This window comes from Adlercreutzia equolifaciens (assembly GCF_029076695.1).
Classification (GTDB): Bacteria; Actinomycetota; Coriobacteriia; order Coriobacteriales; family Eggerthellaceae; genus Adlercreutzia; species Adlercreutzia equolifaciens_A.
Window position 1 is genome coordinate 25,557 of record NZ_JARFIK010000003.1, and the last position, 25,234, is coordinate 50,790.

At 61.7% G+C, this 25,234-nt stretch carries 22 protein-coding genes; 11 read left to right on the plus strand and 11 right to left on the minus strand.

Translation table 11 applies throughout. The annotated features are described in order from the left end of the window. Nucleotides 1-36 precede the first annotated feature (36 nt). Complete coding sequence (locus PZH32_RS11005) at nt 37-1,302, minus strand: hypothetical protein (protein ID WP_275208280.1); 1,266 nt, start codon at nt 1,300-1,302, stop codon at nt 37-39. Nucleotides 1,303-1,446: 144 nt separating this feature from the next. Next, nucleotides 1,447-1,866, minus strand: a complete 420-nt coding sequence (locus PZH32_RS11010) for a hypothetical protein (protein ID WP_275208282.1) — start codon at nt 1,864-1,866, stop codon at nt 1,447-1,449. A 139-nt stretch (nt 1,867-2,005) separates the two neighbouring features. Between PZH32_RS11010 and PZH32_RS11015 the strand changes: the two genes are divergently transcribed. The 5 genes from PZH32_RS11015 to PZH32_RS11035 all read left to right on the plus strand — a co-directional run bounded on the left by PZH32_RS11015 (nt 2,006) and on the right by PZH32_RS11035 (nt 7,249). Continuing rightward, complete coding sequence (locus PZH32_RS11015) at nt 2,006-3,190, plus strand: putative ABC transporter permease (RefSeq protein ID WP_275208284.1); 1,185 nt, start codon at nt 2,006-2,008, stop codon at nt 3,188-3,190. 8 nt (nt 3,191-3,198) lie between these two features. Continuing rightward, nucleotides 3,199-3,975 carry a DnaJ domain-containing protein gene (locus tag PZH32_RS11020; RefSeq protein WP_275208285.1) on the plus strand — a complete coding sequence of 259 codons (777 nt, stop codon included), beginning with the start codon at nt 3,199-3,201 and terminating at the stop codon, nt 3,973-3,975. A gap of 85 nt (nt 3,976-4,060) precedes the next feature. Then, nucleotides 4,061-5,071 carry an acyl-CoA dehydratase activase-related protein gene (locus PZH32_RS11025; protein WP_275208286.1) on the plus strand — a complete coding sequence of 337 codons (1,011 nt, stop codon included), beginning with the start codon at nt 4,061-4,063 and terminating at the stop codon, nt 5,069-5,071. Further along, complete coding sequence (locus tag PZH32_RS11030; protein WP_275208287.1) at nt 5,064-6,263, plus strand: hypothetical protein; 1,200 nt, start codon at nt 5,064-5,066, stop codon at nt 6,261-6,263. Before PZH32_RS11025 ends, PZH32_RS11030 begins: the two co-directional genes overlap by 8 nt. Continuing rightward, nucleotides 6,260-7,249 carry an acyl-CoA dehydratase activase gene (locus PZH32_RS11035; RefSeq protein ID WP_275208289.1) on the plus strand — a complete coding sequence of 330 codons (990 nt, stop codon included), beginning with the start codon at nt 6,260-6,262 and terminating at the stop codon, nt 7,247-7,249. Before PZH32_RS11030 ends, PZH32_RS11035 begins: the two co-directional genes overlap by 4 nt. 90 nt (nt 7,250-7,339) lie before the next feature. On the opposite strand, the gene PZH32_RS11040 is transcribed toward PZH32_RS11035, so the two are convergent. The 4 genes from PZH32_RS11040 to PZH32_RS11055 form a co-directional block, all read right to left on the minus strand. Continuing rightward, entirely contained in the window at nt 7,340-8,194 is an 855-nt protein-coding gene (locus PZH32_RS11040) for a dimethyl sulfoxide reductase anchor subunit family protein (protein WP_275208291.1), read from the minus strand. Further along, complete coding sequence (locus tag PZH32_RS11045) at nt 8,191-8,829, minus strand: 4Fe-4S dicluster domain-containing protein (RefSeq protein WP_275208293.1); 639 nt, start codon at nt 8,827-8,829, stop codon at nt 8,191-8,193. The genes PZH32_RS11040 and PZH32_RS11045 overlap by 4 nt, the downstream gene beginning before the upstream one ends. 75 nt (nt 8,830-8,904) lie before the next feature. Beyond that, nucleotides 8,905-9,540: a DMSO/selenate family reductase complex B subunit gene (locus PZH32_RS11050; RefSeq protein ID WP_275208294.1), complete on the minus strand. Its 636-nt coding sequence runs from the start codon at nt 9,538-9,540 to the stop codon at nt 8,905-8,907. 13 nt (nt 9,541-9,553) lie between these two features. After that, nucleotides 9,554-12,049, minus strand: coding sequence for a DMSO/selenate family reductase complex A subunit (locus PZH32_RS11055; protein ID WP_275208295.1), 2,496 nt, complete (start codon nt 12,047-12,049; stop codon nt 9,554-9,556). Nucleotides 12,050-12,256: 207 nt separating this feature from the next. Here PZH32_RS11055 and PZH32_RS11060 point away from each other — a divergent pair, with 207 nt between their 5' ends. The 5 genes from PZH32_RS11060 (at nt 12,257) to htpG (ending at nt 19,328) form a co-directional block, all read left to right on the plus strand. Next, nucleotides 12,257-13,912 (plus strand): LuxR C-terminal-related transcriptional regulator, encoded by a 1,656-nt coding sequence (locus PZH32_RS11060; protein ID WP_275208296.1) that lies wholly within the window; start codon nt 12,257-12,259, stop codon nt 13,910-13,912. 204 nt (nt 13,913-14,116) lie between these two features. Beyond that, a complete protein-coding gene (locus tag PZH32_RS11065; RefSeq protein ID WP_275208297.1) occupies nt 14,117-16,078 on the plus strand; it encodes an MDR family MFS transporter in 1,962 nt (653 codons plus the stop codon). A gap of 188 nt (nt 16,079-16,266) precedes the next feature. Next, nucleotides 16,267-16,611, plus strand: a complete 345-nt coding sequence (locus tag PZH32_RS11070; RefSeq protein ID WP_275208298.1) for a type II toxin-antitoxin system RelB/DinJ family antitoxin — start codon at nt 16,267-16,269, stop codon at nt 16,609-16,611. Further along, nucleotides 16,608-17,108 carry a type II toxin-antitoxin system VapC family toxin gene (locus tag PZH32_RS11075; RefSeq protein WP_275208299.1) on the plus strand — a complete coding sequence of 167 codons (501 nt, stop codon included), beginning with the start codon at nt 16,608-16,610 and terminating at the stop codon, nt 17,106-17,108. The genes PZH32_RS11070 and PZH32_RS11075 overlap by 4 nt, the downstream gene beginning before the upstream one ends. A gap of 231 nt (nt 17,109-17,339) precedes the next feature. After that, nucleotides 17,340-19,328 carry a molecular chaperone HtpG gene (gene htpG / locus PZH32_RS11080; RefSeq protein ID WP_275208300.1) on the plus strand — a complete coding sequence of 663 codons (1,989 nt, stop codon included), beginning with the start codon at nt 17,340-17,342 and terminating at the stop codon, nt 19,326-19,328. A gap of 9 nt (nt 19,329-19,337) precedes the next feature. Here htpG and PZH32_RS11085 read toward each other — a convergent pair whose 3' ends face one another. The 3 genes from PZH32_RS11085 to mihF form a co-directional block, all read right to left on the minus strand. Next, a complete protein-coding gene (locus tag PZH32_RS11085; RefSeq protein ID WP_275208301.1) occupies nt 19,338-19,850 on the minus strand; it encodes a hypothetical protein in 513 nt (170 codons plus the stop codon). After that, nucleotides 19,847-20,752 carry a TrmH family RNA methyltransferase gene (locus PZH32_RS11090; RefSeq protein ID WP_275208302.1) on the minus strand — a complete coding sequence of 302 codons (906 nt, stop codon included), beginning with the start codon at nt 20,750-20,752 and terminating at the stop codon, nt 19,847-19,849. The genes PZH32_RS11085 and PZH32_RS11090 overlap by 4 nt, the downstream gene beginning before the upstream one ends. A gap of 99 nt (nt 20,753-20,851) precedes the next feature. Further along, nucleotides 20,852-21,160: an integration host factor, actinobacterial type gene (gene mihF, locus PZH32_RS11095; protein ID WP_275208303.1), complete on the minus strand. Its 309-nt coding sequence runs from the start codon at nt 21,158-21,160 to the stop codon at nt 20,852-20,854. 582 nt (nt 21,161-21,742) lie between these two features. On the opposite strand from mihF, the gene mazG reads away from it, so the two are divergent. Then, on the plus strand, nt 21,743-22,630 hold the full coding sequence (gene mazG / locus PZH32_RS11100) for a nucleoside triphosphate pyrophosphohydrolase (RefSeq protein WP_275208305.1): 888 nt from the start codon (nt 21,743-21,745) through the stop codon (nt 22,628-22,630). Between the two features lie 218 nt (nt 22,631-22,848). Here the strand turns inward: mazG and PZH32_RS11105 are convergent, their stop codons facing one another. After that, nucleotides 22,849-24,528 (minus strand): BspA family leucine-rich repeat surface protein, encoded by a 1,680-nt coding sequence (locus PZH32_RS11105; protein WP_275208307.1) that lies wholly within the window; start codon nt 24,526-24,528, stop codon nt 22,849-22,851. Nucleotides 24,529-24,559: 31 nt separating this feature from the next. Further along, on the minus strand, nt 24,560-25,198 hold the full coding sequence (locus tag PZH32_RS11110; protein WP_275208309.1) for a hypothetical protein: 639 nt from the start codon (nt 25,196-25,198) through the stop codon (nt 24,560-24,562). Between the last annotated feature and the right edge of the window lie 36 nt (nt 25,199-25,234).

Consider the following 25,234-nt stretch of genomic DNA (forward strand, 5'->3'; position numbering starts at 1 on the left):
TGCTGAGCTTTCTGCTCGCCCCTAAGGGCAACGGGGCTAGCCAGCCTGCTTGATGTTGAGCGCCTTGATGCCAGCCGGGGCCCAGCTGGTGGCGAAGCTTTCCTCCAAGGGGCCTTCCACGTATTCCACCTTGAAGCCGTCGAGGGTCTTCATCTGGGACTTGCTGACGCCGGATACCGCCACAGGCAAAGTGGTGAATTCGTACTTCTTGCCGTCCAGGGTCATGGTAACGGGCTGGTTGAACTTGAGGACGAACTGCACGTCGCCGTCGGCGTCATCAGAAGCATCCTTGTTGCTGTAATCGTTGTCCTTGGCCAGCTTGGAGGCCTTGGTCTTGCCGATCTTCTCCAGCGTGCCGCTCAGTTTCACCGTGTCGCCGAATTTCACCTTGCCCAGCTTCACGGGCTTCACTTCGGCGGCGGTGACTTCGGCCTGCTGCTCGTTAGAGCTCTTGTCGCCTTCGGTCTCCTCATCGGTGGGCACGGGCACGTCCTTGCGGTCAATCTGACCCGCATCGGCCACGGCTACCTGCCAGCCGGCGTCGTTGGCCCAGGTGACCGCCAGCTCTACCGTGCAGGTGCGCAGCTGGTTGTACTTCTTCTTGTCCTTCTCAACCTCGGCCTGCTTGGACAGCTCCACGGTGATGGGGCCGCCGTCGATGGACAGGTCGGAGCTGGTCTTCACCACGCTGGCCTCGGCCATTTCCTCGCCGTAGGTGGGATCGTGCTCGTACAAGATGGTGTCCAGGTGCTCGACAATCTCGCTGGCCTTGGCGGAGGCCAGCGGCTTGGAAGTAACGTCGCCGCGGGTCAGGTCGCCCGGCACCCAGGTCTCGCTATCGACGGAATAATCGAAAGGCAGCGTAACGGGCACGTTGATCTCGACGCCCTTGTTCTTGAAGGTGGCCGTAGCGGTAACGGTGCACTCCACCACAACGTTGGCCGGAGCGCCCAGATCCACCGGCTCGGCCACTTTGACGTCGCTGAACTTGGGACCGATCAGGTCGTCCTGGGAAACGTAGGCGTACTTGGAGATGTCGGGGGCGGCCATATCGGCCTCTTCCAGAGCGGCCAGGGCGCGCTCTTCGGAGAGCGGTACGCGTTGAACCGTTTCAACAACGGGCTCGTTGAAAGTGCCCTGGGTGAACAGGTACACCGCTACGCCAGCGGCTACTAAAGCGGCAATGACCAGGCCAATAATGATGGCGCCGCGATGGCCCTTCTTTACATTCTGGGCCTGAGCCGCGCCCACGGTGCCGTAATCGGGCTCTTGGGTAGGCTTCTGCGAATCTTGCTCAGTCATAACGTCCTCCTGAATAATTCAGGGCAGCGTGTATGCTACCTATTCGAGCATTGTACTCGACAAAGCCCCTTGTCGGCTAGGGGAAAAGGGGAATGAGGAGGCGTCGGGGCGCCTTAATGCACGAAGTGTCAATAGATGGGACTGCTAGGCGCGGTTTTGGCGGTCGAGGTTGCCCGCAACGACCAGGCAGATGACCATGAGCACACCGTTGAAAAGCAGGGAGGTGGGAAGGTCGTTTCCGACGGCGTTACAAAGCCCCAGGCCGAGCACGGTGCTCACGATGCCTGCCACCGCCAGGGTGCGCAGCGAGCCGGCGTGTTGCGGCTGTCGCGAGGCTCGCAGCCCCATGATGCCCACGGCCAGGGTAAGCCCGCTGAGGGCTGCTTCGACTACCCCGAGAACCGTGGCAGAGAGCGAGAGGGAAGCGCCTGCGGCGAAGCATTCCGTCAAAGCGGCGTAGAGAATGGCCGCGCCGCTGAGCAGGCCGACGATGCCCCACAGGAGAAGCAAGTAGGAAAAGGCCCGCACGTACCAGGAGACGCTGTCTTTCCGCTGGGATTCCACCGCACTCCTTCCAGAAGGGCGTCGAGGGCGCCCGTGGGTTTTTCGTAACGCTTGTGCCCAAGATGGCGGTGCACAGGCGGGGTTTCGGGGGTCATGATACCATAGCCCTATGGAATCACCGGTTCTCCAACAAACCCCCTTGCAACCCGACCCCGGTATCGGCCGCGATGCCCCCGGGGCGCGTACGCCTTTGTTGCTGAAAGTCTTCGGCGTACTGCTTATTGTCGGGGGCGCGGTGCTGGTGCCCGAAGTGGTGGCTGTGCTGGTGCAGATGGGCCAAGTCTTTGTGGAAGGTTCCTACGCCGACGATTCCGTACTCACCATTATCTTGTACGTCACGCTGGTGGTGGGCGTGTCCTACACCGTGCTGTGCTCGGTGGTGCTTGGTGTCCGTCTGCTGTTGGGAAAGCGCCGTCGCGCGCGCCTGGTGGCCGAATCCATGGCGGTGGCGCTGGTGGTGGCCTTCTTGGCCGATCTGCTGCTGTTCGGCGTCAATCCGGGCCTTTGGTTTCTGGGGGCGTCGGCGCTCATCCTCATTACGGCCCATGTTTTCGTGGATCCCTCGCTATCCGAAGAGCGCGAGTTGCAGCGCAAGCTTCGCCTGATGGAAACCCGCGAGGATGCCGAAGAGGGCATCTTGGGACTCGATAAAACGGGCAAGGGCTACATCGAGCTCGATTTCTTTAACCTGTTCTGGATCTTCGTCATTGCCTCGGTGGCCGGCGTGGTTATCGAGTCGGTGTACCACGTGCTGGTGGTGGACTTCGGTCATTACGAAGATCGCGCCGGTCTTCTGTGGGGGCCCTTCTCGCCCATTTACGGTTTCGGCGCCGTGCTCATGACCATGGCGCTCAACCGGTTCCATAACGCGCCGGTATGGGTGGTGTTTTTGGTCAGCGCCGTTATCGGTGGTGCGTTCGAATACTTCGTCAGCTGGTTCATGGAGTATGCCTTTGGCGCTGTGGCCTGGGACTACACTGGCACCTTCCTCAACATCCACGGCCGTACGAACTTCATGTTCATGTGCATGTGGGGTGTATTGGGCGTGGTGTGGGTGCGTCTGGCACTGCCGGCCCTGCTGCACACCGTGAACCTCATTCCGTGGCGGTGGCGCTACTCGGTCACCGTGGTGTGCGCGGTGCTTATGCTGCTCGATGGCGCCATGACGCTGGTGGCCCTCGACTGCTGGTACTCGCGCTTGGCCGGATTGCCGCCCGACAACGCTCTTGAACAGTTTTGCGCTCAGCATTTCGACAACCAATGGATGGAGAACCGCTTCGAATCCATGAGCATCAACCCCGACGCGGCCCATCGCTCTTCTTAGGAAACCCCATGATCGACGACCCCTACAAAGTTCTCGGCGTCTCGCGCGATGCCTCGCCCGATGAGGTGAAGAAAGCCTATCGCAAGAAGGCCCGCGAGAATCATCCCGACCTCAACCCCGACGACCCGGGGGCCGAAGAGCGCCTCAAGCAAATCAACGAGGCCTATGAGCGCATTACCAACCCCGAGAAGTTCGCCCGCGAAGACGCCCGCCGCTATCGGGCTCCCTACAATCCGGGTTACGGATACGGTGCGCCCCGCCCCGGCTCGGGCACGGGGGCGGGCAATCCCTTCGGCGGTGCGCCCGGCGGCACGGGTCCTGGTGGCTATCAGTACCAATGGGTGGAAGTGAACTGGGAGGACATCTTCAACGGATGGGCTCAGGCCTCCTCGGTGCCCCGCCCCGAGGTGTCGGCTACCGACTCGGCCGAGTTGCGCCAGGCGGTGCTGTTCATTGACGGCGGCAACTACAAGGCGGCCCTGTCGGTGTTGGCTGCCATCAACATCAAAGACCGTCGGGCTCGCTGGTATTACCTGGCTGCTTTGGCGAATTACGGGGCAGGCAACGTGGTGGCTGCGGTGGATCAGATTCGCGCAGCTCGCAAGGCCGACCCCACGAATGCGGATTATCGTCAGGCTGAGGCGGTCATAGGCGCCCGCGCTCGCAGCTACCAGCAGGAAAGCGAGAGCCGCGGGTTCTCCACCGGCTGCGTTGATCCCACCTCGCTGTGCTGCTGCTTTTTGTGCGCCCCTGCCTTCTGTCAGCCGTTCCTGTGCTGCCTGTAGGCTCTTTATGGCAACCGTCGGAGGCTTGGTCTACAATACAAGGTTGCTATTTCCCGCCCAGGCGGGCTGATCAAAGGAGGTTTTCGTGCCCCAGCCAACGGATTGGGCCGACGTCAAGGTAGTGGGCATTCCCCGCAGCCTTCTCTATTTTCGCTTCGGCGTGCTGTGGACTACGTTCTTCGAGGGCATTGGTCGCGAAGTAGTGGTCAGCGACGCGACGGACAAGGCCATTGCCGATCGCGGCGAGCACTTGTCCGTGGACGAGTGCTGTCTGGCCTCGAAGGTGTACATGGGCCATGTGGACAGCTTGGTAGGCCGCTGCGACGCGGTGTTTGTGCCTGCGTATCCCACCGGCGAGCCGCGCACGGGTTTCTGCACCAAGTTCCAGTCGGTTACCGATGTGGTGCGCAACACGTTTCGCGACCGGCACCTGCGGGTTATTTCCTGCGAGGTGCGCAACGTGCACAAGCCCAAGGAGGTGCGCCGCGCCTTCGAGGAGATGGCGGCGCGCATGGGGGTAAGCCCCCGCGATGCCCGTCGGGCGATCAAGGCCGCCATGGAAGCGCAGCGCGCCCATGACGAGGCCCTGTTCGATGCGCAGAACCGCTTGCTGAAGGCTTTGGAGGACCATCGCCGCCAGGTGGAGAAAAGTGGCAACCCCAACGCCGAGTTGCCTCTGGGCATTTTGGTGGTGGCCCATCCCTATATTACCCACGACGCCTATTTGTCCGGCGCGGTTATCGACGCCCTGGAAGATATGGGCGCCACGGTGCTCTATGCCGATGCCGTAGATCACGAGAAGGCCTACAAGAAGAGCTTCGAGTTCTCGGACACCATGCCGTGGCTCATCAACCGCGAGCTGATCGGCGCCATCCTGCTTCTGCAGGACCGCATCGACGGCATTGTGCTCATCAGCGCTTTCCCCTGCGGCCCCGACTCCATGACCGACGATGCCATCATGCGCTGCATTCAGGGCACGCCTATTTTGAACCTCATGATCGATGCCCAGTCGGGCACGGCCGGCGTGGAGACGCGCGTGGAAAGCTTCGTCGATATTCTGCGCTTCCAGCAGAAGGGAGGCTACGTTCATGGCTAAGCCCCAGTCTATGATCGAGCAGGTGCGCTCGAAGGTGACGGTGGAGTTCGAGCGTCATCGTCCTCCCAGCTTGCAGGCCGACCGCAAGGCGGCGAAGGAGGCCAAGCACAAGGCGAAGCACCACAAGTACACCAAGGCGGCCTTCTTCCGCTACTGCTACTACGACCCGGCGTTCAAGTTCTTCTGCGAGCAGGTGCTCGACGTTGACTATCTGCCGCTGCCCGAGGCCACCCGCGTATCCAGCGAGGTAGGTGCCCAGAATTCCAGCGACTACGTGTGCACGCCCTTCAAGCACATCTTGGGCGACTTCGCCGAGGCCCTGGACCTGGGGGCCGATATTCTCATTCAGTTCGGCGGCCCCTGCCGTTTGGGCTACTACGGCGAGCTGCAGGAATCCATCCTGCGCGACATGGGCTACGACTTCATCATGCTCAATTTCGCCCACGGCATCGAGAAGGGCTACATCGGCTGGGCTAAGGAAGTGCTGCAGACGGTGAACCCCAATATCGATGTGCCCCACGGCGTGGTCAAGCTGAAGGCCGTGGCGAAGATGATCGAGCATTTGGACAGCCTGCGCGATTTCTACCTGGCCAACGGCGGCTTTGAGGTAGAGCCGGGCTCGTTTGACCGTGCATGGAGCCGCGCCATGGACGCCATGCGTACTTGCCTGGACGAGCGCGACATCAACCAGGTTTACCGCGAGGCTATGGAAGATATGCGGTCCATCCCGCTGAACAAGCCGGCCGATCCCATCCGCATCGGAGTGGTGGGAGAGATGTTCACCGCCATCGACGAGCGCAGCAATTTGGAGCTCGACCACAAGCTGATGGCCATGGGCGTGGAAGTGCACCGCATGCTGAACTTCACCAACCGCTACCTTCGTTACAACGAGCCCAACTTGCGCATCGGCGCCAAGGACTACCTCACCTACGATATGGGCCCCACGTCTACCTTGACGGTGGCCGCTGCGCGCAAGTACGCGGCCGAGGGCTTCGACGGCGTTATCCACGCGAAGTCCGCCGGCTGCACGCCCGAGATTGACTGCATCCCGGTGCTGCAGAAGGTCAGCGAGGACTTCCACATGCCCATTTTGTACCTCACCTATGATTCCCAGACCTCCGACACCGGTCTGGATACGCGCCTCGAGGCGTTCTACGACATGCTTGCCATGAAGAAGGAGAAAGCGAAATGACCAAAGCGTATTTAGGCATCGACATCGGATCCATTTCCACCAAGGGCGTGATCATCGACGAGGATCGTCGTATTATCGCCCGCTCCTACCTGTGGACCGAGGGCAACCCCTCTCAGGCATCGAAGAACGTAGTGCGCGAGCTGGAAAGCCAGGTGGAGGGCCAGGACGTTCAGATTGTCGGCGCCGGCACCACGGGCAGCGCGCGCCGTTTGGTAGGCGCCATGCTGGGCGCCTCGGTGATCAAGAACGAGATCACGGCCCATGCGGTGGGCACCACGTTCCTGCATCCCAACGTGCGCACTATCCTGGAAATTGGCGGCCAGGACTCCAAGATCATCTGCGTGAACGACGGCATTGCCGTGGACTACGCCATGAACACCCTGTGCGCTGCGGGCACCGGCTCGTTCCTGTCGAGTCAGGCCCATCGTCTGGGCGTTGAGGTGGAGGAGTTCGGCGACATTGCCCTTACCTCGAAGAAGCCCGCCAACATTGCCGCCCGCTGCACGGTGTTCGCCGAAAGCGACCTGGTGCACAAGATCCAGGTGGGCTACGCCCGCGAGGACATTATTGCCGGCCTGTGCAATGCCGTGGCCTCGAACTACCTGAACAACGTGGGCAAGGGCAAGAAGATTGCCGCGCCCGTGGTGTTCCAGGGCGGCGTGTCGAAGAACGCCGGCGTGGTGCATGCGTTCGAGGAGCAGCTGGGCATGGACGTGGCCGTGGATCCCGATGGCCACCTGATGGGTGCTTTCGGCGCCGCGCTGCTGGCTGCCGATGCCGGCCCTATCGAGAACGCCGAGTCGGGTCCCTTCGCCGGGGGCACCTTCGACTTCGAGGCCATGCTGGACTTCGATTTCAAGACTCGCGAGATCGAGTGCCAGAAATGCGCCAACCACTGCGAGGTCATCTGCGTCTATCGTGACAAGGACATCATCGACTCCTGGGGCAACCGCTGCGACAAGGGCGCGGTGAAGACCACGGCGTAAGCGGCGCTGTCTGCGGGGCGGTACCGTCATCAGCAGCGCGGGCGTGCGCTCTTTCGCCGCCGCGCTGGCAACCGGAACCAGGAGGACGGGTTAGAACCCGACGGTCATGTGCAGGTTGTAGAAGGCGGTGCGCACGGCCAATACCGCCGCTACGGCTAGCAGGCTGGCGGCGACGCGCACCACAATGCGCCCGCGACGGGCCAGGCTGCGGCGCAGTGAGAAGATGCCAAGCCCCTCGGCACCGACGCCCAGAAGGGCGAAGGCGGCGATGACGAGCGGATAGTGCGGCACCAGCGAGAGGGCCGTTGTTTCGTTGTTGCCTATGGTGGCCAGATCGGCCTGCTGCAGCAGCAGAGAGCCTAATCCAAAGACCAGGGCTACGAGCGAAAGAGTCATCAAAGCCCGGTTCAGGAGTGGTCGCTCGATGCGCGCCACGGCCAAGAACAGCAGCGCCAGAAGCGTGCCCGCCATAAGGGCGGCAAGAATCAGGTTGACCGGGGTGAACACCGTGTCCCACGTGGGCACGGTGCGTGCGGCGTAGGCCAAGGACGTGCAGGCGATGAACGCCACGGCGGCCAGGCTGGCTACGACAAGCCACGGGTCGGCAATGCCGTCGGGGAAGTTGATCTTGAAGGCGCACATCCAGTAGGCGCCCACCAAGAACAGAAAAATGACGGCGGCCAGCACCTCGTTGGAGAGGGGCGAGGTGCCTACGCCCGAGAAGACATGCAGCGCGTTGGCCGGCGTTCCCAGATGCGTGGCCGAGGCGATGAACCCCAGCAGGGCCGTGGCGAAGGGCAGGGCAATCACGCGGTCGATGCGCACGGCATCGGCATGATCGGGCGCTGCGAGGCGCGCGAGGGCCAAGACCAGGAAGGCCACGGCGCCAGCGGGTGCCAGCGTGGTAAAGACGGCTAGGGAAACCGGATCGAAACCGCTGCTCACAGCCCCAGCTCCTTTCGGTTGGCAAGGGCGCCGTCCCCCTGCTCGGCCCGGAGGGCCGCGGGCGAGGGCGCGATGAACAGGTTGGGGGCGGTGGCGTTTTCCTCGGGAAGGGGCAAGATGCTGCGCACCGCGTTGTGATAGGCGTCGCCGTGACGATCGACCAGCTCGGCGGTGGAGCCGAAGTCCAGGGCGCGCAGCGGGCACGCCTCCACGCAAATGGGAGCCTTGCCAGCGCCGACGCGCTCGCGACAGCCATCGCACTTGCTGGAGCGCTTCAACTCTTGGTCAATAGCGGGCGCGTGATAGGGGCAGGCCATGGTGCAGTAGCCGCATCCGATGCACCGATCGATGTCCGGCCAGACCAATCCCAGCTCGTCGCGATGCATGGCCTTGGTGGGGCACACCTGGGTGCAAACGGCATTGGTGCAATGATTGCAGGCCAGGGAGATATGGTAGGCGAAGGCGTCTTGCGTTACCGTGCCATCGTCGTGGAGCAGACAGGAGCCACCCTCGTAGTCGAGCACGCGACGGAATGCCTGCCCTTCTCCGTGGTTGTGATAGTCCTTGCAGGCCATGACGCAGGTTCTGCACCCGGTGCAGCGGCTGTTGTCGAAGAAGAATCCTCGGAGCGTCATGGTTCCGTCCGTTCAATCGAGGCGGCCCGCGCGCCCCAGGGAGGGGGAGGCGCGCGGGCCGCGGGGAGAGAGGCCTTAGGCGGCGTTCTCTACTTCTAGCGGGTTGGCAATGGCGCCCGTGGTGTCACCGGGCTCCTTTGCTGCCGGGCAGGGCAGGATGGCCGTGCTCGGGTGGGTCTGATCGGGGGCGGCCATGGGGGCGATGGCGTCCACGGCCTCGGGATGGGCCGCGCGCAACGCTTCGATGTCGCCGAACTCCAGGGCGCGCAGCGGGCACGCCTCCACGCAGATGGGGGCTTGGCCCTCAGCGGTGCGGCTGGCGCAGCCGTCGCACTTGCGGCTCTTCATTACCTCGGTGTCCACTACGGGCACCTCGTAGGGGCAGCTGTTCACGCAGGTAGCGCAGCCGATGCACTTTTCGTCGTCGTGCACGACCAGACCGGTGTCGGGGTCCTTGTCCAGGGCGCCTTGAGGGCAGTTTGCCATGCAGGCGGGCATTTCGCAATGGTTGCATGCCATGGACACGTGATAGGCAAACGTGGTGGGCTTGTAGGTGCCGTCGCCGTTGTCGGTCCAGTCGCCGCCCTCGTAGTCGAAGACGCGACGGTAAGCGTAGGAGACGGGCAGGTCGTTGTAGTCTTTGCAGGCCATCTCGCAGGTGCGGCAGCCCGTGCAGCGGGTGCTGTCGAAATAGAATCCGTACTGAGTCATGGTCTCTCCTCCTTTACGCCTTCGCAACCTGGACGATCATGGAATGGGTGCCGTTGCCCTTGGCCAGCGGCGTGGGCTTGTAGGTGGTCAGCGTGTTCACGCAGCCGCCCTGGTCCACCTTGTCGCCATTCATGTCGGCCTGATGCCAGGCGCCCTGGGGAATGCCCACGGTGCCGGGGATGATACGCGGCGTCACTTTCGCCTCGATGCGAATCTCGCCTGCGGGGCTTGTGACGGCCAGCAGATCGCCGTTGACGATGCCGCGCTCGGCGGCGTCGGCCGGATTGATCCACAGCTGCTGACGGGCCACAGCCTCCAGCTCGGGGATGAAGCCGAAGGAGGAGTGGGTGCGGCTCTTGTGATGGAAGCCGCAGGCGTACAGCGGGAACTCCTCGGTCACGCTGCCGTAGCCGTGGAAGCCCGGCGTAAACACGGGAATGGGGCTGATAACCTCGCCCTCTTCCAGCTCCCACGTTTCAGCGATGGTGGCCAGATCCTCGGAGTAGATCTCGATCTTGCCCGAGGGGGTGCCCAGGGGGTTGGCGTCGGGGTCGGTGCGGAAGGCCTCGAGGCCGATGGCAGGCTCCACTTCGCGCTTGTAAATGCCCTGCTCCTTGATTTCGTCCCACGTGGGCATGGAGCCGTCGGCTTCGGCGCCCGTTTCGTAGAGGAACTGCACCCATTCGTCGTGCGTGCGGCCCTCGGTGAAGGCGTCCTTGATGCCGAAGCGGTCGGCCAAATCGGCGCACACGTCATAGCTGCTGCGGCACTCGCCCGGGGCCTCCTGGGCCGGGCCGCCCACCACAACGGCGGTGTAATACTCGGAATAGCCCTGGGTCTGCATGTTCAGCTGCTCGGAGCGCATGGCGTCGGGCAGCAGGATGTCGGCGTAACGGGCCGAGTCGGTCATGACCGTATCCCACACTAGGATGAACTCGCACTTGCTCTCGTCAGAGAGGATCTCGTGCACCTTGTTGATGTCGCCATGCTGGTTGGTCAGGCAGTTGCCAGCGTAGTTCCAGATGAACTTGATGTCGCTGGTGAGCTTGTCGGCACCGATGATGCCCGCGTTGGTGGCTGTCATGGTGTGGCCGTGGTCCACGGCGTTCAGCCACTGGTACACGGGGATGGTGGTGGCAATGGGGTTCGAGAAGGGGATGCTGCCCACCAGGTACGTGGGCGGCTCGGCCTCGCGCTGGCCGGTGTTGGTGCCCGGCAGACCCAGCTTGCCAATGAGGACGGGGAGCATGCAGATGGCGCGGGTGGTGTCCTCGCCATTGGAATGGCGCTGGCTGCCCCAGCCCTGGCAGATGAAGGGGGCTTCGGCGCTGGCAATGGTGGAGGCCAACTCGCGAATGGTGGCAGCGGGAATGCCCGTGATGGGAGCGGCCCACTCGGGGGTCTTCTCCACCTTGTCGTAGCCGGTGCCCATGATGTAGTCCTTGTAGGACTTGTTCTTCCCCTTGGCCGACTTCGGCATGGTGTCGTCGTCGTAGCCTACGCAGTACTTGTCCAGGAACTCCTTGTCCACCTGGTCGTTCTTAATCCACTCGTAGGCAATGGCCGAGCACAGCGCCGCATCGGTGCCCGGGCGGATGGGCAGCCACTCGTCGGGATGGCCCGAGGCGGTCTCGTTGAGGCGGTAGTCGATGCTGATGATCTTGCCGCCGCGGCTGGTGACGCCTTCGCGTACGCGGGCGAAGTCCCACACGGCGTTGGCGCCGCCCATGCGGGTTTCCGCCGGGCTGTTGCCGAACATAACCACCAGGTCGGAGGCGCGGGCAGCCTCAGAGAACGAGGAGGCGTTCACGTTGTCGTAGGGGCTGAAGCCGGTGGCCGGCTTGCCCAGGGTCACGTGGTTGCCGTTCTCGTCGATGTTGGCGTAGCTGCCGTACATGAACGGCATGACCATCTGCAGCATATGGGTGGAGTAGTCGTACCCCTGATTGACGTATCCGCCCAGAAGGCTCAGCAGGCGCAGGCCAGGCTGCTTGCCGGTGCACGAGTACATGCCCGTGGCGTAGTTCACGTAGATGGCCTCGTTGCCGTAGGTGTCGATGGTGTACTGCAGCTTCTCGGCGATGGTGTCCAGGGCCTCGTCCCAGGTAATCTGCTCGAACTTGCCCTCGCCGCGCTTGCCGACGCGCTTCATGGGGTACAGCAGGCGGTCGGGGCTGTTCAGCCAGCGACGCATGGAGCGGCCGCGCAGGCAGGCGCGGGCCTGGAGGCTCTCGTCGCCGGTGTTGTCGGATTCCATGTACAGCACCTTGCCGTCACGGGAGTGCCACTGGAACACGCAGTTGCCGCCGCAGTTGACGTTGCACTGGCTCCAGCTGATGGTGTCGGGCTCGGCGGCCGGGGCGTTGTCGCCCGTGGTGGCCAGGTCCTCCTCCTGGGCCTGGGGAGCGCAGCCGTACAAGGCTCCGCCCGCGGCTCCAGCCAGCGCCACGCTGGCCAGCGAGCCCTTGACGAACGTGCGGCGCGACACGGTCGAAGTAGGTTCAGTCATAGGTCCCTCCTCTGTCGATTTCTCTCTCGCCGCCTCCCAAAGTACCGAAATCGGTGCGGCGTCGAATCACACGACGAGTGTGATTTAAGGAAGAAACCCCAGTTCGCAGTAATGTTAGATACCCCAAACATCATCAACTGCCGCCGAAGCGCAGCGGTGCCTATGCTACCATGCGAAACATCGAAGAGGGAGGGGAGCGCTGATACTATGAAGCTGGAAAGCGGGCTTTCGCATGTGTCCAGTTGGGGCTATGCCTGCTTCCTTACGGTGAACGCCACGTCGGTCTGGGGCGGCATCTTCCCGTTTCTTCCCTTGGCGTTTCAGACCGCCTCGGTGACGCTCACGTTCTTTCTGGCGCAGGCGGTATCGTTTGGTGGCGCCTTCATCGCCAGCATGTGGGGCTCCTATTACTTTCCCCATGGGGCGCGCCGCATGCTGGTGTCGCTTTCGGCCATTCTGCTCTTTATCGGTTCGGCTTGCCTGATTGCGGCCATGTACCTTGATCCGCTCACTCTGTGGCTCGTGGGAGCGGGCGGCGTGCTGTTGGGCATTGGTTGTGCCGGCATGTTCATGCTGTGGCAGCGCTTCTTCGCATCGCTCCCGGCGCGCGAGGGCAACCTGTATCTTATGGTGGGTACGGCCATAGCGCCGTTCATCTACTTTGCGCTCTACTTGGTGCCCATTGCTCTTACGGCATTTCTCATTCCTCTCATCTTCGTGCCCCTTTGTGGGTTGTGCGTGGCTCTTTCAGTGCGCGAGATGCGCTTTGATCAGCCCATGTTCGAGGACGTGCCGCGCCAGCACCCGCGGGTGTACCGTCAGGTGGTGGCCGACTATTGGCGGAGCGCCCTGTGCGTGGGCGCGCTGACCTTTGCCAGCGGCGTTATCCGCGGCGTGGCCTTGCTGCATGAGGAGATAAGCCTGGTGGTTAACAGCGCCTCTATGATCGGCGCGTTCCTGTCGGCGGCGGTGCTGTTGCTGCTGTGGTATCGCATGAGCTTTCGCTTCGGGCTGACGTCGGTGTTTCGCGTGGTGTACCCGCTGCTTATTACGGGATTTCTGCTGCTGCCGTTTTGCGGCCCGGTGCACCTTAATTTGTTCGCCGCGGCGGCCTACATGGTGTTTTCCCTGGTGCAGATGTTGATGATGATGCAGTGCGCCCAGGTGTCGCGCGACCGCGGCATCAACCCCGTGTTCATCTACGGCTTCTTCGGTGGCGTGGCCTACATTATGCAAAGCGGCGGCTTTTTGCTGGGGTGGACCAGCAACGTGTTGGGCCCGTCGGGGTCCACCTGGTTGTTCGTCATCGCCATGGTGTCCAGCTACGTGCTGGGCCTGACTTTGCTTGTGGCCACGGGCACCCTGTTCAAGCCCGTGGTGGCCAAGGGGACGGTGACGGTGGACCCCATCGAGTTTCAGGCGCTTTCGGCGGCAGCGGAGCGGGCGGGGACGCCAGAGCCGGCGAAGAGGCGACGTCCCGTTGCAGTGGCGCCAGACACGCCCCTCGGCGTCACGGATGTAGCTAAGGACCCTGGGTCAGTGGCCGACGCTTCCGACGCCCCCGCGGCTCCTGTGGCGCGGCCCAAGCGCCGCCGCAACCGCCCATCGGCCTCCGAGGATGCCGGAGCTATTCGCGATAGAGTGTCCAAGCAGTGCCTGCAGCTGCAGGAAAGCTACGGTCTTTCGGCGCGCGAAACCGAGGTGATGGAGCTCATTGCCCGCGGCAACTCCATGGCGGCCATTGCCGATCGCTTGGTCATCAGCGAGAACACCGTGCGCACCCATGCCAAGCACATCTATACCAAGCTGGACATTCACAAGCGCCAAGAGCTGCTTGATCGGTTGCACGCCCTGGATGATTAGGGCTGCTCCCTGATTCCGGACGTACCTTCTGCGACTGCGACTCGGTAAAACTGGTGCGCAAACAGTAACCGTGGGTGACCTGTGGAGAATGGTCGATCCCGGCGCCTTTCGCCGAGCAGCCCCTTACGTTTTCATAGTTGCTCCTGTAGCCTCGGAACATTCGACTTTTTCACGTAGACGAGACGAGAGCGAAGGTGGATGCGTATGGCTATGGGCGTGACAAGAAAAGACATGGTAATGGTGGCGGTGCTTCTGACGGGCACCCTTTTGGCGGTGTTGAATCTGACGATGCTGTCGCCGGCACTGCCCTCCATTATGGAGGACTTGCAGGTCAGTGCCACAACGGCGCAGTGGTTGACGTCGGTATACGCCCTGGTCGAGGCTGTGGTCATTCCGCTGTCGGCCTACCTGGTGGGGCGCTTCACCACGCGCCAGCTGTACATTTCCGCCCTGTCGGTGTTCACCTTGGGCAGTCTGGCGGCGGCTCTAGCGCCGAACTTTTGGGTGCTTCTGCTGGGCCGCATCATGCAGGCGGCTTGTACCGGCGCCGTTATGCCCATGGTGTTCACGGTGATCCTTCTGGTCTTCCCGCGCGAAAAGCGTGGCACGGCTATGGGTGTTATCGGGCTTATTATCGGTTTTGCGCCGGCGGTGGGTCCGTCGCTCTCGGGCCTGCTGGTGGACTCGGTGGGTTGGCGCGCGCTGTTCGCCATTGTCACCACGCTGGGCGTGGTGGTGGTTGTGCTGTCCGCGTGCCTGCTGCGCAACTACGGTGACTTCTCCCGCACCACCTTCGACAAGTTGTCGGTGCTGCTTTCCACGGTGGGTCTGGTGTGCCTACTCTACGGGCTTTCCACCTTTGCCTCCACGGAGAATATGGCATTGACCTTGGGCCTTATTGCGGTGGGCATCGTGTTCGTGGCCTTGTATGTGCGGCGCCAGCTGAAGCTGCCTCAGCCCATGCTGAACGTGCGCATTTTGAAGACGCGGCAGTACGCCACGGCGGCCTGCGTCATTATCATCGTGCAGGCGGCGTTGCTGGGCACCGAGGTCATCACGCCGCTCTACATCCAGGGAACCCTGGGCTTTACGGCCACCATGTCTGGTTTGGCCATGCTGCCCGGCGCGGTCATCGGTGCTTTTACGGGTCTGGTAAGTGGACGGCTCTTCGATCGCTTCGGGGTGCGCAAAGTAGCGGTGCCGGGTGTGCTGGTGGCGGCTCTGGGCGCCTCGGGTCTGGCTACCCTGGCCATCGATGCGAACTTCATCACGGTTATGCTTACGGTAACGACGCTGATCATCGGTTTGCAGTTCACCATGACGCCGCTTAACACCTGGGGCGTCAACTCGCTGGACAACCGCGTTATCCAGCACGCCCAGGCGCTGTCCAACACTATGAACCAGGTGGCGGGCTCCTTCGGCACGGCCATGCTGGTGTCGGTGGCCGCTCTGGCTCCGATGGTGGCGCCCGATGCCAGTGCCTTCGACCAGAGCTACCTGGGCGAGCACATGGCCTACTGCACCACCTTCGGCCTTATGTGCGTGGCCGCCCTGGTTATCATTTTCCTGGTGCGCGATCGCAAGAAGGGCGCGGCCGTTACGGCGGTTCAGCGCGGGGAAGAGGCCACCGACTACGCGGCCGGCATCTCCGGCGTGACGGTTGACGGCACGGCCGATGAGGCGCTGGGCGGCGAGCGCGTGTACATGGCGTCCGACGTCATGAACCGCGAGCCGGTGTGCGCCCGCGACACCGATACCATGGGCTCGGTCATCCGCCTGATGGCCGCCGACCAGACGAGCGGCGTGCCGGTGGTGAACGAGGCGGGCGAGCTCGTGGGCTTTGTGACCGACGGCGATGTGGCCGCCTACCTCGGCAAGGCGGAGATCTCCTTGGCCGACGCCACGCTGAACATCTACCGCTACGTGGACGACGAGGCCGAGATGGACCGCTTGAAGGACCTTGTGAAGCTGAACGTCATGAATGTTGCCACCAAGCGCGTCGTGTCGGTGGAGTGGGACACGCCGGTCGATGTGGTATGCCAGCTGTTTGCCGCCAAGCGCATCAAGAAGGTGCCCGTGGTGCGGGACGGCAAGCTGGTGGGCGCTTTGTCCCGCCGCAACATCATGGCCTCCCTCGCCGAAGCCATCGATCTGCTGGAGAAGTAGGGGGTCGGCTGGCGACGGTGCGATGAAGCGCTTGAGGTAGGCACCGAAGGCGGGCTCGGAGTATGTTGCTCCGAGTCCGCCTTCTTTTCTGTGCGCGGAAAATATCTCATGATTCTGCATGTATAGCAGAAACTACTGCTGCTATACTCGCAGCATTCCAAGCAAGGGAGGCTGTCATGATGAGTCAGATGAACGTGCGCATCGACGAGCAGTTGCGCGCCGAGGGCAACCAGGCGTTTGAGGAAGTGGGCTGGAGCCCATCCCAGGCCACGCGCGCGCTGTGGGGCTACGCCGCCCGCAATCAACGCAACCCGCGCAAGCTCAAAGAGATACAGCGTATTCTCGAGGATAGACCCAGCTTGGCGGGGGAGCAGCCCCAACCTTCGGAGGCAGCGCTCCGGGGTCCGCAGATTATCCGCGATTTCCGCAAGAAGCATGGGTTGCCTGAGCCTGATCCAAGCGATATGGCTTCCTATGAGGAGCTTCGGCAAGAAGCGCTTTATGAGCGCTATCGTGAAAGGGGCTTGCTGTGAATGAGGAAATGCCCCCGACGCTTCTGCTCGACACTAATATCTGGATAGACTATTACCTGGGCGATCGGCCGGGAAGCAAAGCAGCGGCAGAGTTGATTTCCGTTGCTGACATGCGCAATATTACCCTTGCTTACCCCGCTCTGAGCATCAAAGATCTCTACTACGTTCTCAATCAGGAAACAAAAAGGGAGTTCCGAAAAGCAACTGGCGCTCTGACAGAGCCACAGGCCCAGGCATGTCGCGAATATGCCTGGGCTTGCGTGGATGCCATGAGGGAAATTGCCGTTGCGGCCCCCATCGGCGAGCCGCAAGTTTGGCTTGCCTGCCACTATAAGGATGTGCACGGTGACCTCGAAGACGATCTAGTGCTGGCGTCACTTGAAACCTCCAAGGCTGATTTCCTTGTCACCAACGACGAAGAACTTTGTCGCAAGGCGCCCAAGGGTGCTCTTTCCGCTGCTGACATGCTGGCGTATCTCAAGGTCCGCGAAGGCTGATGCAGCTCGCGACTTCGTCGCGGTTTTTGGAGAAACCTTATATAACTTGACTTAGATTTCCTTCTGTATACAATAGCATGTTAGCACTCAAAGATGGAGACTGCTAACGTTTTCGCCGTCGCAGGTCAACGACTCTTTTTCAGGATGCAGCGCACGCAAGACACTGCCTGCAACGGTTCTATGCTGAAGGCGTTTGCGTCTCCCGTATTCGCGAAAGAAGGATTGCACCCTATGAGAAAGTTCAAAACCGAGAGCAAGAAGTTGCTCGACCTGATGATCAACTCCATCTACACCAACCGTGAGATTTTCCTGCGCGAGCTTATCTCCAACGCGTCGGATGCCGTGGACAAGTTGTACTTCCGCAGCTTGACGGACAGCTCGGTGGCGGTGAACCGCGGTGACTTGGCCATTACTGTGGGCTTCGATAAAGAGGCCCGTACTGTGACGGTGTCCGATAATGGCATCGGCATGACCAAGGACGAGCTGGACAAGAACCTGGGCACTATTGCTCACTCCGACTCCTACGAGTTCAAGGCCGAGCGTGCCCAGCAGGTTGTGGAGGGCGACGCCCCCGAGGACGGCGCCGACGTGAAGGGTCTGGACGATCTGACCGATGTGGACATTATTGGCCAGTTCGGCGTGGGCTTCTACGCGGCGTTCATGGTGGGCAAGAAGGTGCGCGTGGTGTCCCGCGCCGTGGGCAGCGACGAGGCCTGGGCTTGGGAGTCCAACGGCGTGGACGGCTACGACATCAAGCCGGCCGAGCGTGATGAGCACGGCACCGACGTCATTGTGTACCTGAAGGACAACACTGACGAGGAGTCCTTCGACACCTTTGCCACCGAGCAGGGTCTGACTTCGCTTATCAAGCGTTACAGCAACTACGTGCGCTACCCCATTCAGATGGAAGTCACCCGCAGCCGCAAGGTAGAGCAGGAGGAAAGTGCCGAGGGCCAGCCCCAGTGGGAAACCTACACTGAAATTGCCACTATCAACTCGATGATTCCCATCTGGAAGCGCCGCAAGTCCGAGGTATCCCAGGAGGAGTACAACGAGTTCTACAAGACCGACTTCCATGACTTCGAGGACCCGGCCCGCACTATTTCAGTGCACGCCGAGGGCTCGCTGAACTACGACGCCCTGCTGTTCATGCCCGGCCGCGCGCCGTGGGATCTGTACTCCAAGGACTTCAAGAAGGGCCTGGCGCTCTACAGCTCCAACGTACTCATCATGGAGAAGTGCGAGGAACTGCTGCCCGATTACTTCAGCTTCGTGCGCGGCGTGGTGGACTCGTCTGACCTGACGCTCAACATCTCCCGCGAGACGCTGCAGCACAACGGCCAGCTGCGTGCCATTGCCCGTCGTTTGGAGAAGAAGATCAAGAGCGATCTGGCTTCCTTCCGCGACGATGACCGCGAGGGCTACGAGAAGTTCTTCGAGCAGTTCGGTCGCACGCTGAAGTTCGGCATCTACCAAAGCTACGGCATGGCAAAGGACGTGCTGGGCGATTTGCTACTGTTCTACTCGGCGAAGCAGAAGAAGCTCATCACCCTGGACGAGTACCTGGCCGATGCGCCGGCCGGGGCCGATTCCATCTTCTACGCTGCCGGTGACTCGCTGGAGCGCTTGGCGCAGATGCCGCTGGTCACCACGGTGCTGGCCAAGGGCTACGATGTGCTTCTGTGCGATCAGGACGTGGACGAGTTCTGCATGATGGCCATGGGCACCTACGGCGAGCACGCGGTGGATGGCGACGAGGACAACCAGCAGCCCTACTTCATCAAGAATGTGGGCGCCGAGGACCTGGGCCTGACCACCGATGAGGAAAAGAAGCAGGCTGAGGAAGCCACCGAGAGCAACGCTGCGCTGTTCGATGTTATGCGCGAGGCGCTGGATGGCCGTGCCGAGCGCGTGGTGGTGTCCACGCGTCTGACCGACGCGCCGGCCGTCATTACCAGCGAGGGCGGCGTGTCGCTGCAGATGGTGCAGGTGCTGAAGAGCCAGCCCGGCAGCGAGCAGTTGCCTGACCTGCATCTGGTGCTGGAGCTGAACGACAAGCATCCGGTGTTCGCCACGCTGCAGGCCGCCCATGAAGCCGGCGACGACGACAAGGTGCGCACCTACGCGGGCATCTTGTTCGATCAGGCAATGCTGGTGGAAGGCATCCTGCCCGACAACCCGCTGGCCTTCGCCCAGGCCGTGGCCGATCTCATGAAATAGCCGCGAGACTTAGCCTTCTCTCTTCAAGGGGCGCTCTTCGGAGCGCCCCTTTGCTTTGCGCAGGAAAGCGAAGGAGGCACCCATAAGGATGAGTCCGACGGCGTCGAAGGTGATGAACAGGTTGATGCTGGAGGCCAGCAGCTCGTGGCCGGCGGGAAGCGTGGCGCGAATAAGCGACTCGCCGATGAGCCCCACCACTTGCTGGGCCAGGATGACAACGCCCAGGGCAGTGAAGCGCCGCGGGGCTGCAATGAAGGCCGGGTAGGTGCAGTTCCACATGAGAAAGGCAATGCCGATACCCTGGGCCGCCACGCGACCGGGCACGCCGGCCAGCTCGTAGGCACCCATATAAGCCTCGGGCGTGAGGGCGAACCCCAGGGCGCACTGCACGTTCACGACGAAGACGAAGGCGAAGCACAGGCGCGCTATCCAGGTGGCAGCCGTGAGCAGGCGCGAGGGGCGCGTGGGTGGTGCGGCCGAGTGGGGCGTCGGCGTCTCCGTTGGCTGAGAGGCGCGGCTCATGCGTCGGCCCGTCCCAGTTTCGACAAGTGACGGAAAGCGTAGAAGGCTACGGCCGAGGAGGCGGCCACATTGAGCGAGTCGACGCCCGGGGCCATGGGAATGCGCACGGTGTAGTCGCAGCGGGCGATGGTGGCCGGGGCCAAGCCGTCCCCTTCGGTGCCGAAGAGCAGCGCCAGCTTGGCGGGCACGCCCGTAGCGGCTTCCTTGGCCGCCAGTTGCTCGTTTAGCTGGTCGGGGGTGAGGGAGTCGTCGGAAAGCGCCATAGCCGCGCAGGTGAATCCCAGATCCTTCAGCTGATCAAGGCCATCGGCGCTCCAGGTGCCCTCGCCGGGGCGGTTGGGCTCGTCGAGGTTTCCGATGCGCGTCCACGGCACCTGGAAGACCGTGCCCATGGACACGCGCACGGCGCGACGGTACAGCGGGTCGTAGCAGGCGGGGCTGGCCAGCACGGCATCCACGCCCATGGCGGCGGCGCTGCGGAAGATGGCCCCCACGTTCGTGTGGTTCGTGATGTCCTCCAGCACGGCCACGAGGCGCCCCGCGCCCACGGTGTCGGCCAGGGAGGGCAGGAGAGGGCGGCGGAAGGCGGCCAAAGCGCCGCGGGTCAGCTCGAAGCCCGTCAGGCGTGCCAGCTCTTCGCGGGGCGCCACGAACACGGGCAGCTCCGGTACGCGTTCCTCCATGGCGGCAATAAGCGGCGCCATGGGCTCGAGCCATTTCTCCTCCATGAGCAGCGACAAAGGCTCCATACCGCCGGCGAAGGCGCGCTCGATGACCTTGCCCGACTCGGCAATGAACAGCGCCCGCTCCGGCTCCAGCTTGCTTCGCAGCTGGGCCTCGGTCAGCCGCGCGAAGGCGTCAAGGCGCGGGTCGTCCAGCGAGTCGACCAGTACAACGGGCATAGTTCCTCCTGCTTGCGGGAATGGGGTACGAGCGCTTCGGGCAAAACAAAAGCGCCAGCCTATTATAGACTGGCGCTTGAAAGTTCAGGCGAATGTCGCTTAGGACAGGGCAGCCTTCAGAGACTGCATCTGGTTGGAGCCCAGGCCCTGCAGACGACGCTCGGCCGGGATGCCCAGCTCCTCCATGAGCTTCTCGGTCTTCACCTTGCCGAAGCCGGGGAGGGCGTTCACGAAGGCCTTCACCTTCATGCGGCCGACAACCGGGTCGTCGATCTGGTCAAGAACCTCAGCGGGGGTCAGCAGGCCCATGGAAAGCTTGTTGGTGATCTCGGAACGCTTGGCGCGAACGATACGAGCCTTCTCGAGGGCGGCAGCACGCTGCTCAGGGGTCATTGTCGGTGCGGGCATAATACACTCTTTCTCTCTCGTTCCCTGTTCTCTAACAGGGAAAACTTCCTAAGGACGCTGGCACAAGAAAGAGTGGTGCCGCGCGTCCTCGCTTTTGGCAGAGACGATAATACAGAATTTGGCCGTTTCGTGCACGGTTTTTCCGATGAAAGTGCCGTGTTGTGGGCAAAAATGCACTTTTTAGGCTCCGAAATGGGGATTTAGTGACGAAATGACCTTGTTGACGTTGTGACAGCGTGAGATTGCTAGGGAAAGAAGTACCTGGTTTCGGTAGGGCTGGCAGAGGAGCGAGGGGTTCGCGGGCATGGAAAGTAAAGACGAGGGAGGAACGATCCGCAGGGGCGAGGAGTGCGGTGGCTTGAGAAGAGGCGAGAGGAAAGGAGAGCGGGAGGAAGGAGGGGCTGCGATTACTGCGGAGTTGTTTGGGGAGGGCGCGGTGGTCATTGTTTGAGATGGGGTCGGTCGCCGCTTGCAAAAAGCGCGGCGCGGTATAATCGGCGCTATCGAGAAAACCAGAAGGCGCTATGAGCAAGTTGAGCGTCTTCTGCGAGCCGTGTTGCCCCTTATTCGAAAGAAGCTGCCATGACCGAAAAGCTTGTTGCTGACGTTGTCGCCACCGATCATCCGTCCTTCAACGATTTTGTTGCCACCATCGAGGCCCTGCGCGCCTCCGACGGTTGTCCCTGGGATCGCGAGCAGACGCATCAGAGCATTTCTAGCAACATGATCGAAGAGGCCTACGAGGCCGTTGATGCCATTGAGTCGCAGTCGGTGCAGCACCTGCGGGAAGAGCTGGGTGACGTGCTGCTGCAGGTGGTGCTGCAGTCCCAAATTGCCGCCGATGCCGGCGAGTTCACCATCGACGATGTGTGCCGCGACATCAACGAGAAGATGGTGCGCCGTCACCCCCACGTGTTCGGCGAGGCCCAGGCGGCCGATGCCAACGAGGTGCTGGATCTGTGGGACCAGGTGAAAATGGCCGAGAAGCAGGTGGCCGACAGCGCTGCCGAAGCCGTCGCCGATGAGCCCGAGGGGCTGCTCGACGGCGTGCCGAAGAGCTTCCCGGCCCTCATGCAGGCGCAGAAGATTTCGCGCAAGGCCGCCGCAGCGGGCTTCGAGTGGCCTACGGTGGATGCCGTGTGGGAGAAAGTCGATGAGGAGATTGCCGAGCTGCGTGAGGCCTACGCCGCGGCGCCCAAGTCGTCCAACGGCAAGGTGGACGGCGACGCCGATCCCGCCGCCAAGCAGGCGGTGGCGCTGGAGTTCGGGGACGTGCTGTTCTCGCTGGTGAACGTGGCGCGCAAAATGGGTGTGAACGCCGAAGAGTCGCTGCGCCTTACCTGTGCGAAGTTCCGCAACCGCTGGGCTTTCATGGAAGGCGCTGCTGCTGGTCAGGGACGGCGCATCGAGGATTTGAGTGCCGAGGAGATGGAAGAGCTCTGGGGCTTGGCTAAGATGCTGCAGGGCTAGTAGGTTCCAGGAACGGCCACTTTGGTATCCTGCGCGGTGCCAAAGTGCAAAGTATGTTTATCGCTTTGTGTCTAGCATGCGTTAGTGTCAAATACGTTTTTCAGTTTGCCTGCTTCGTCGGCTGAGGAAGATCGGGGCGTAAAGGAAGGACGCCGTCTTGCGAGAAGCGGCGTCCTTGGTTGGGTCTTCGGAAGAGCATCTGGTAGAGGCGATTTTCGCTACTTCTTCGTCTTTACAGACTTGGTTGCCGACCAGGTGGAGTAGTAGGTCTTGCCGCTTACCTTCTTGTAGGAGCGCACCTGCACGTAGTAGGTTTTGTTGCCTTTGAGCTTGGTCACCTTAGCAGAGGTCTTTGCCGCGCCCTTGACGGTTACAGTCTTGGCACCCTTCATGCTGGAGGCGGTGGCGTAGCGTACCTGGTAGCCGTCGATCTGTGAACGGGCCGCAGCCGAGAGCTTCTTCCAAGTCAGCTTGAAGCCCTTCTTCGCCGCCTTCAGCGACTTGGCTTGGGTGCCCTTGGGGTTGATCTTGAACGTGATCGTCTTTTTGCCGATATGTCCCTTGCCCTTCACTACGGCGGTGGCGGTGCCGACGTTTTTGTTGTTCTTGAAGGTGACGGTGTAGTCGAGACCTTTCTTGAGGGTGCCTCCATTGCTAAACTTGAGGGAGGGCTGGAGCCTCGTTCCTGTGTACTCCTGGGATGCCATGGTGAGCGGCGCCTTGCTGAAATCTAGCTGTTGGCGGTAGGTGTCAGCAACGTTTGGGATGTTTTTTGGGGAGTACGCCTTATTTTTCGAATTGAGCCACTTGCCTGTTGAGCAGAAGACTCTTTTCTGGGGATTTGTCAGTTTGAATACGCCGCTGAGGGCCCTTCTGCCGATAACAGTCGCTTGCTTTTTTGGAAGCTTCACGGAGTACGTCCTGTACGGAAAGAAGGCTGAATCGTACGAAGATGAAGGCAGGGAAAAGTGCGAGATGTCGATGCTCCACATCACTCTAACATTAACACCGCGGAAAAACATCCAAGTGGCCTTCTTGACGCTGCGAGTGTCGAAACTGGATAGATCGATGTTGAGGAGGCTATCGCACCCGGAGAACATGCTACTCATGTCCTTCACTTTGTGCGTGTCCAGTCCCGACAGATCAATCTCGCGAAGGTTTTCGCAGTACTCGAACATATAGCTCATGTCCGTGACGTTTCCGGTGTCGAGCCCGGATAGCTTGACGGAACGAAGTTTTTCGCAGCCGGAAAACATATAGCTCATGTCCGCGACGTTTCCAGTGTCGAGCCCGGATAGATTAACAGAACGAAGCTCTCGGCATCCGTCGAACATGCCGCCCATATCCTCCACGTTGCTTGTGTCGAATCCTGATACCTTGATCGAGCGCAGATTGTCGCAAGAGAACATATGTCGCATGGTTACCGCGTGCGAGGTATCAAGTCCTGACAGGTCCATGAAGATGCAGCTACTAAAATTGAAGAGACGTTCGCAGTTCGCGGGAGCCTGTATCCTGTCGCGAACGATAATGCGCGTCGGCTCGTACGGCACGTCTTCATCTAAATTTCTGCGCGTGTAGTCGAGCTCGTCGATGGCGTCGTAAATACTGCCATCCTCGTTCCGCAGATCGTCGAGCGAATAGTCCTCGTGCGCCCAGCTGTAGATCGCCTTCTGCCAGACTTTCGCGCCGAAGCTCCTGTCGGCTCTTGCGTCTTTCTGCAGGACGAGCGTGTAGTCCTTGCCCTTCTTGTAGATCGTCTCGTAGAAGAGGGGCGTGGGGCTGGCGGCCCAGGCCTCTCCGGCGCCGGCCAGCGTCTGGGCGGGGACGCAGGCGAGGCAGAGCAGCGCCGCCAGGAGCACGTGCAGGGGCCGGTGCGGCCTTCTCGTTGTCGTTTCCATGTCTCCTTCTTTCTCTCTTGGTTGTTGGCGCCTAGATGCCGCGCGCTTGGTTCCAGGCCACCAGCTCCAGGTCGAGAGGGCGCGCGTCGGTCTCGCCATCCTCTGTGAGCGGATGACCCTCGCACCAATTGCGCGCCAGGTTCGTAAAGAAGCGGTACTCGGTCTCGCTTAACCGGGTCCAGGTTATGGTGCAGCTGGTGACGCCCTCGTCCTTCCACCATTCGCTGATGATGCTGTCTATGGGCATATGGCAGTGCGCGAACCAGGCGTCGCGGCTGGCCGCGTCGTCGAAGCAGTACAGGTACTTGAGGGTCATGTTCACGATCTTTTGGGCCTTGCCGTAGGCCTGCTTGGGTAGCTTGTGTCCTTCTAGCAGCTTGTTGTAGTCATCTAAGACACTGACGCAGGGTGCGTCGTGCGCCCCGTCGAATTCCTCGGCGGTCTCCGGTGCGGCGCCGCCGAGATAGCGGTTGATTTGGTCTGCGATGCGTGCGCAGATCTGGGCAATCTCGTCGGACGGGATCTCGCCGTGGCCCTTGATGGTGCGCGGCGTCGCGTCCTGGTAGGCGAGTTTTACGGCGAACAATAGGTCGTCCCGATCTGAGACGCTGCGCCCCTCGCAGCCGAATTTCTGGGCAAAAGCGCGTTTTGCCTCTTCCACTTGTTTCATCTCTTCTCCTTCTGATTGATCATCTAAGGCCGATGC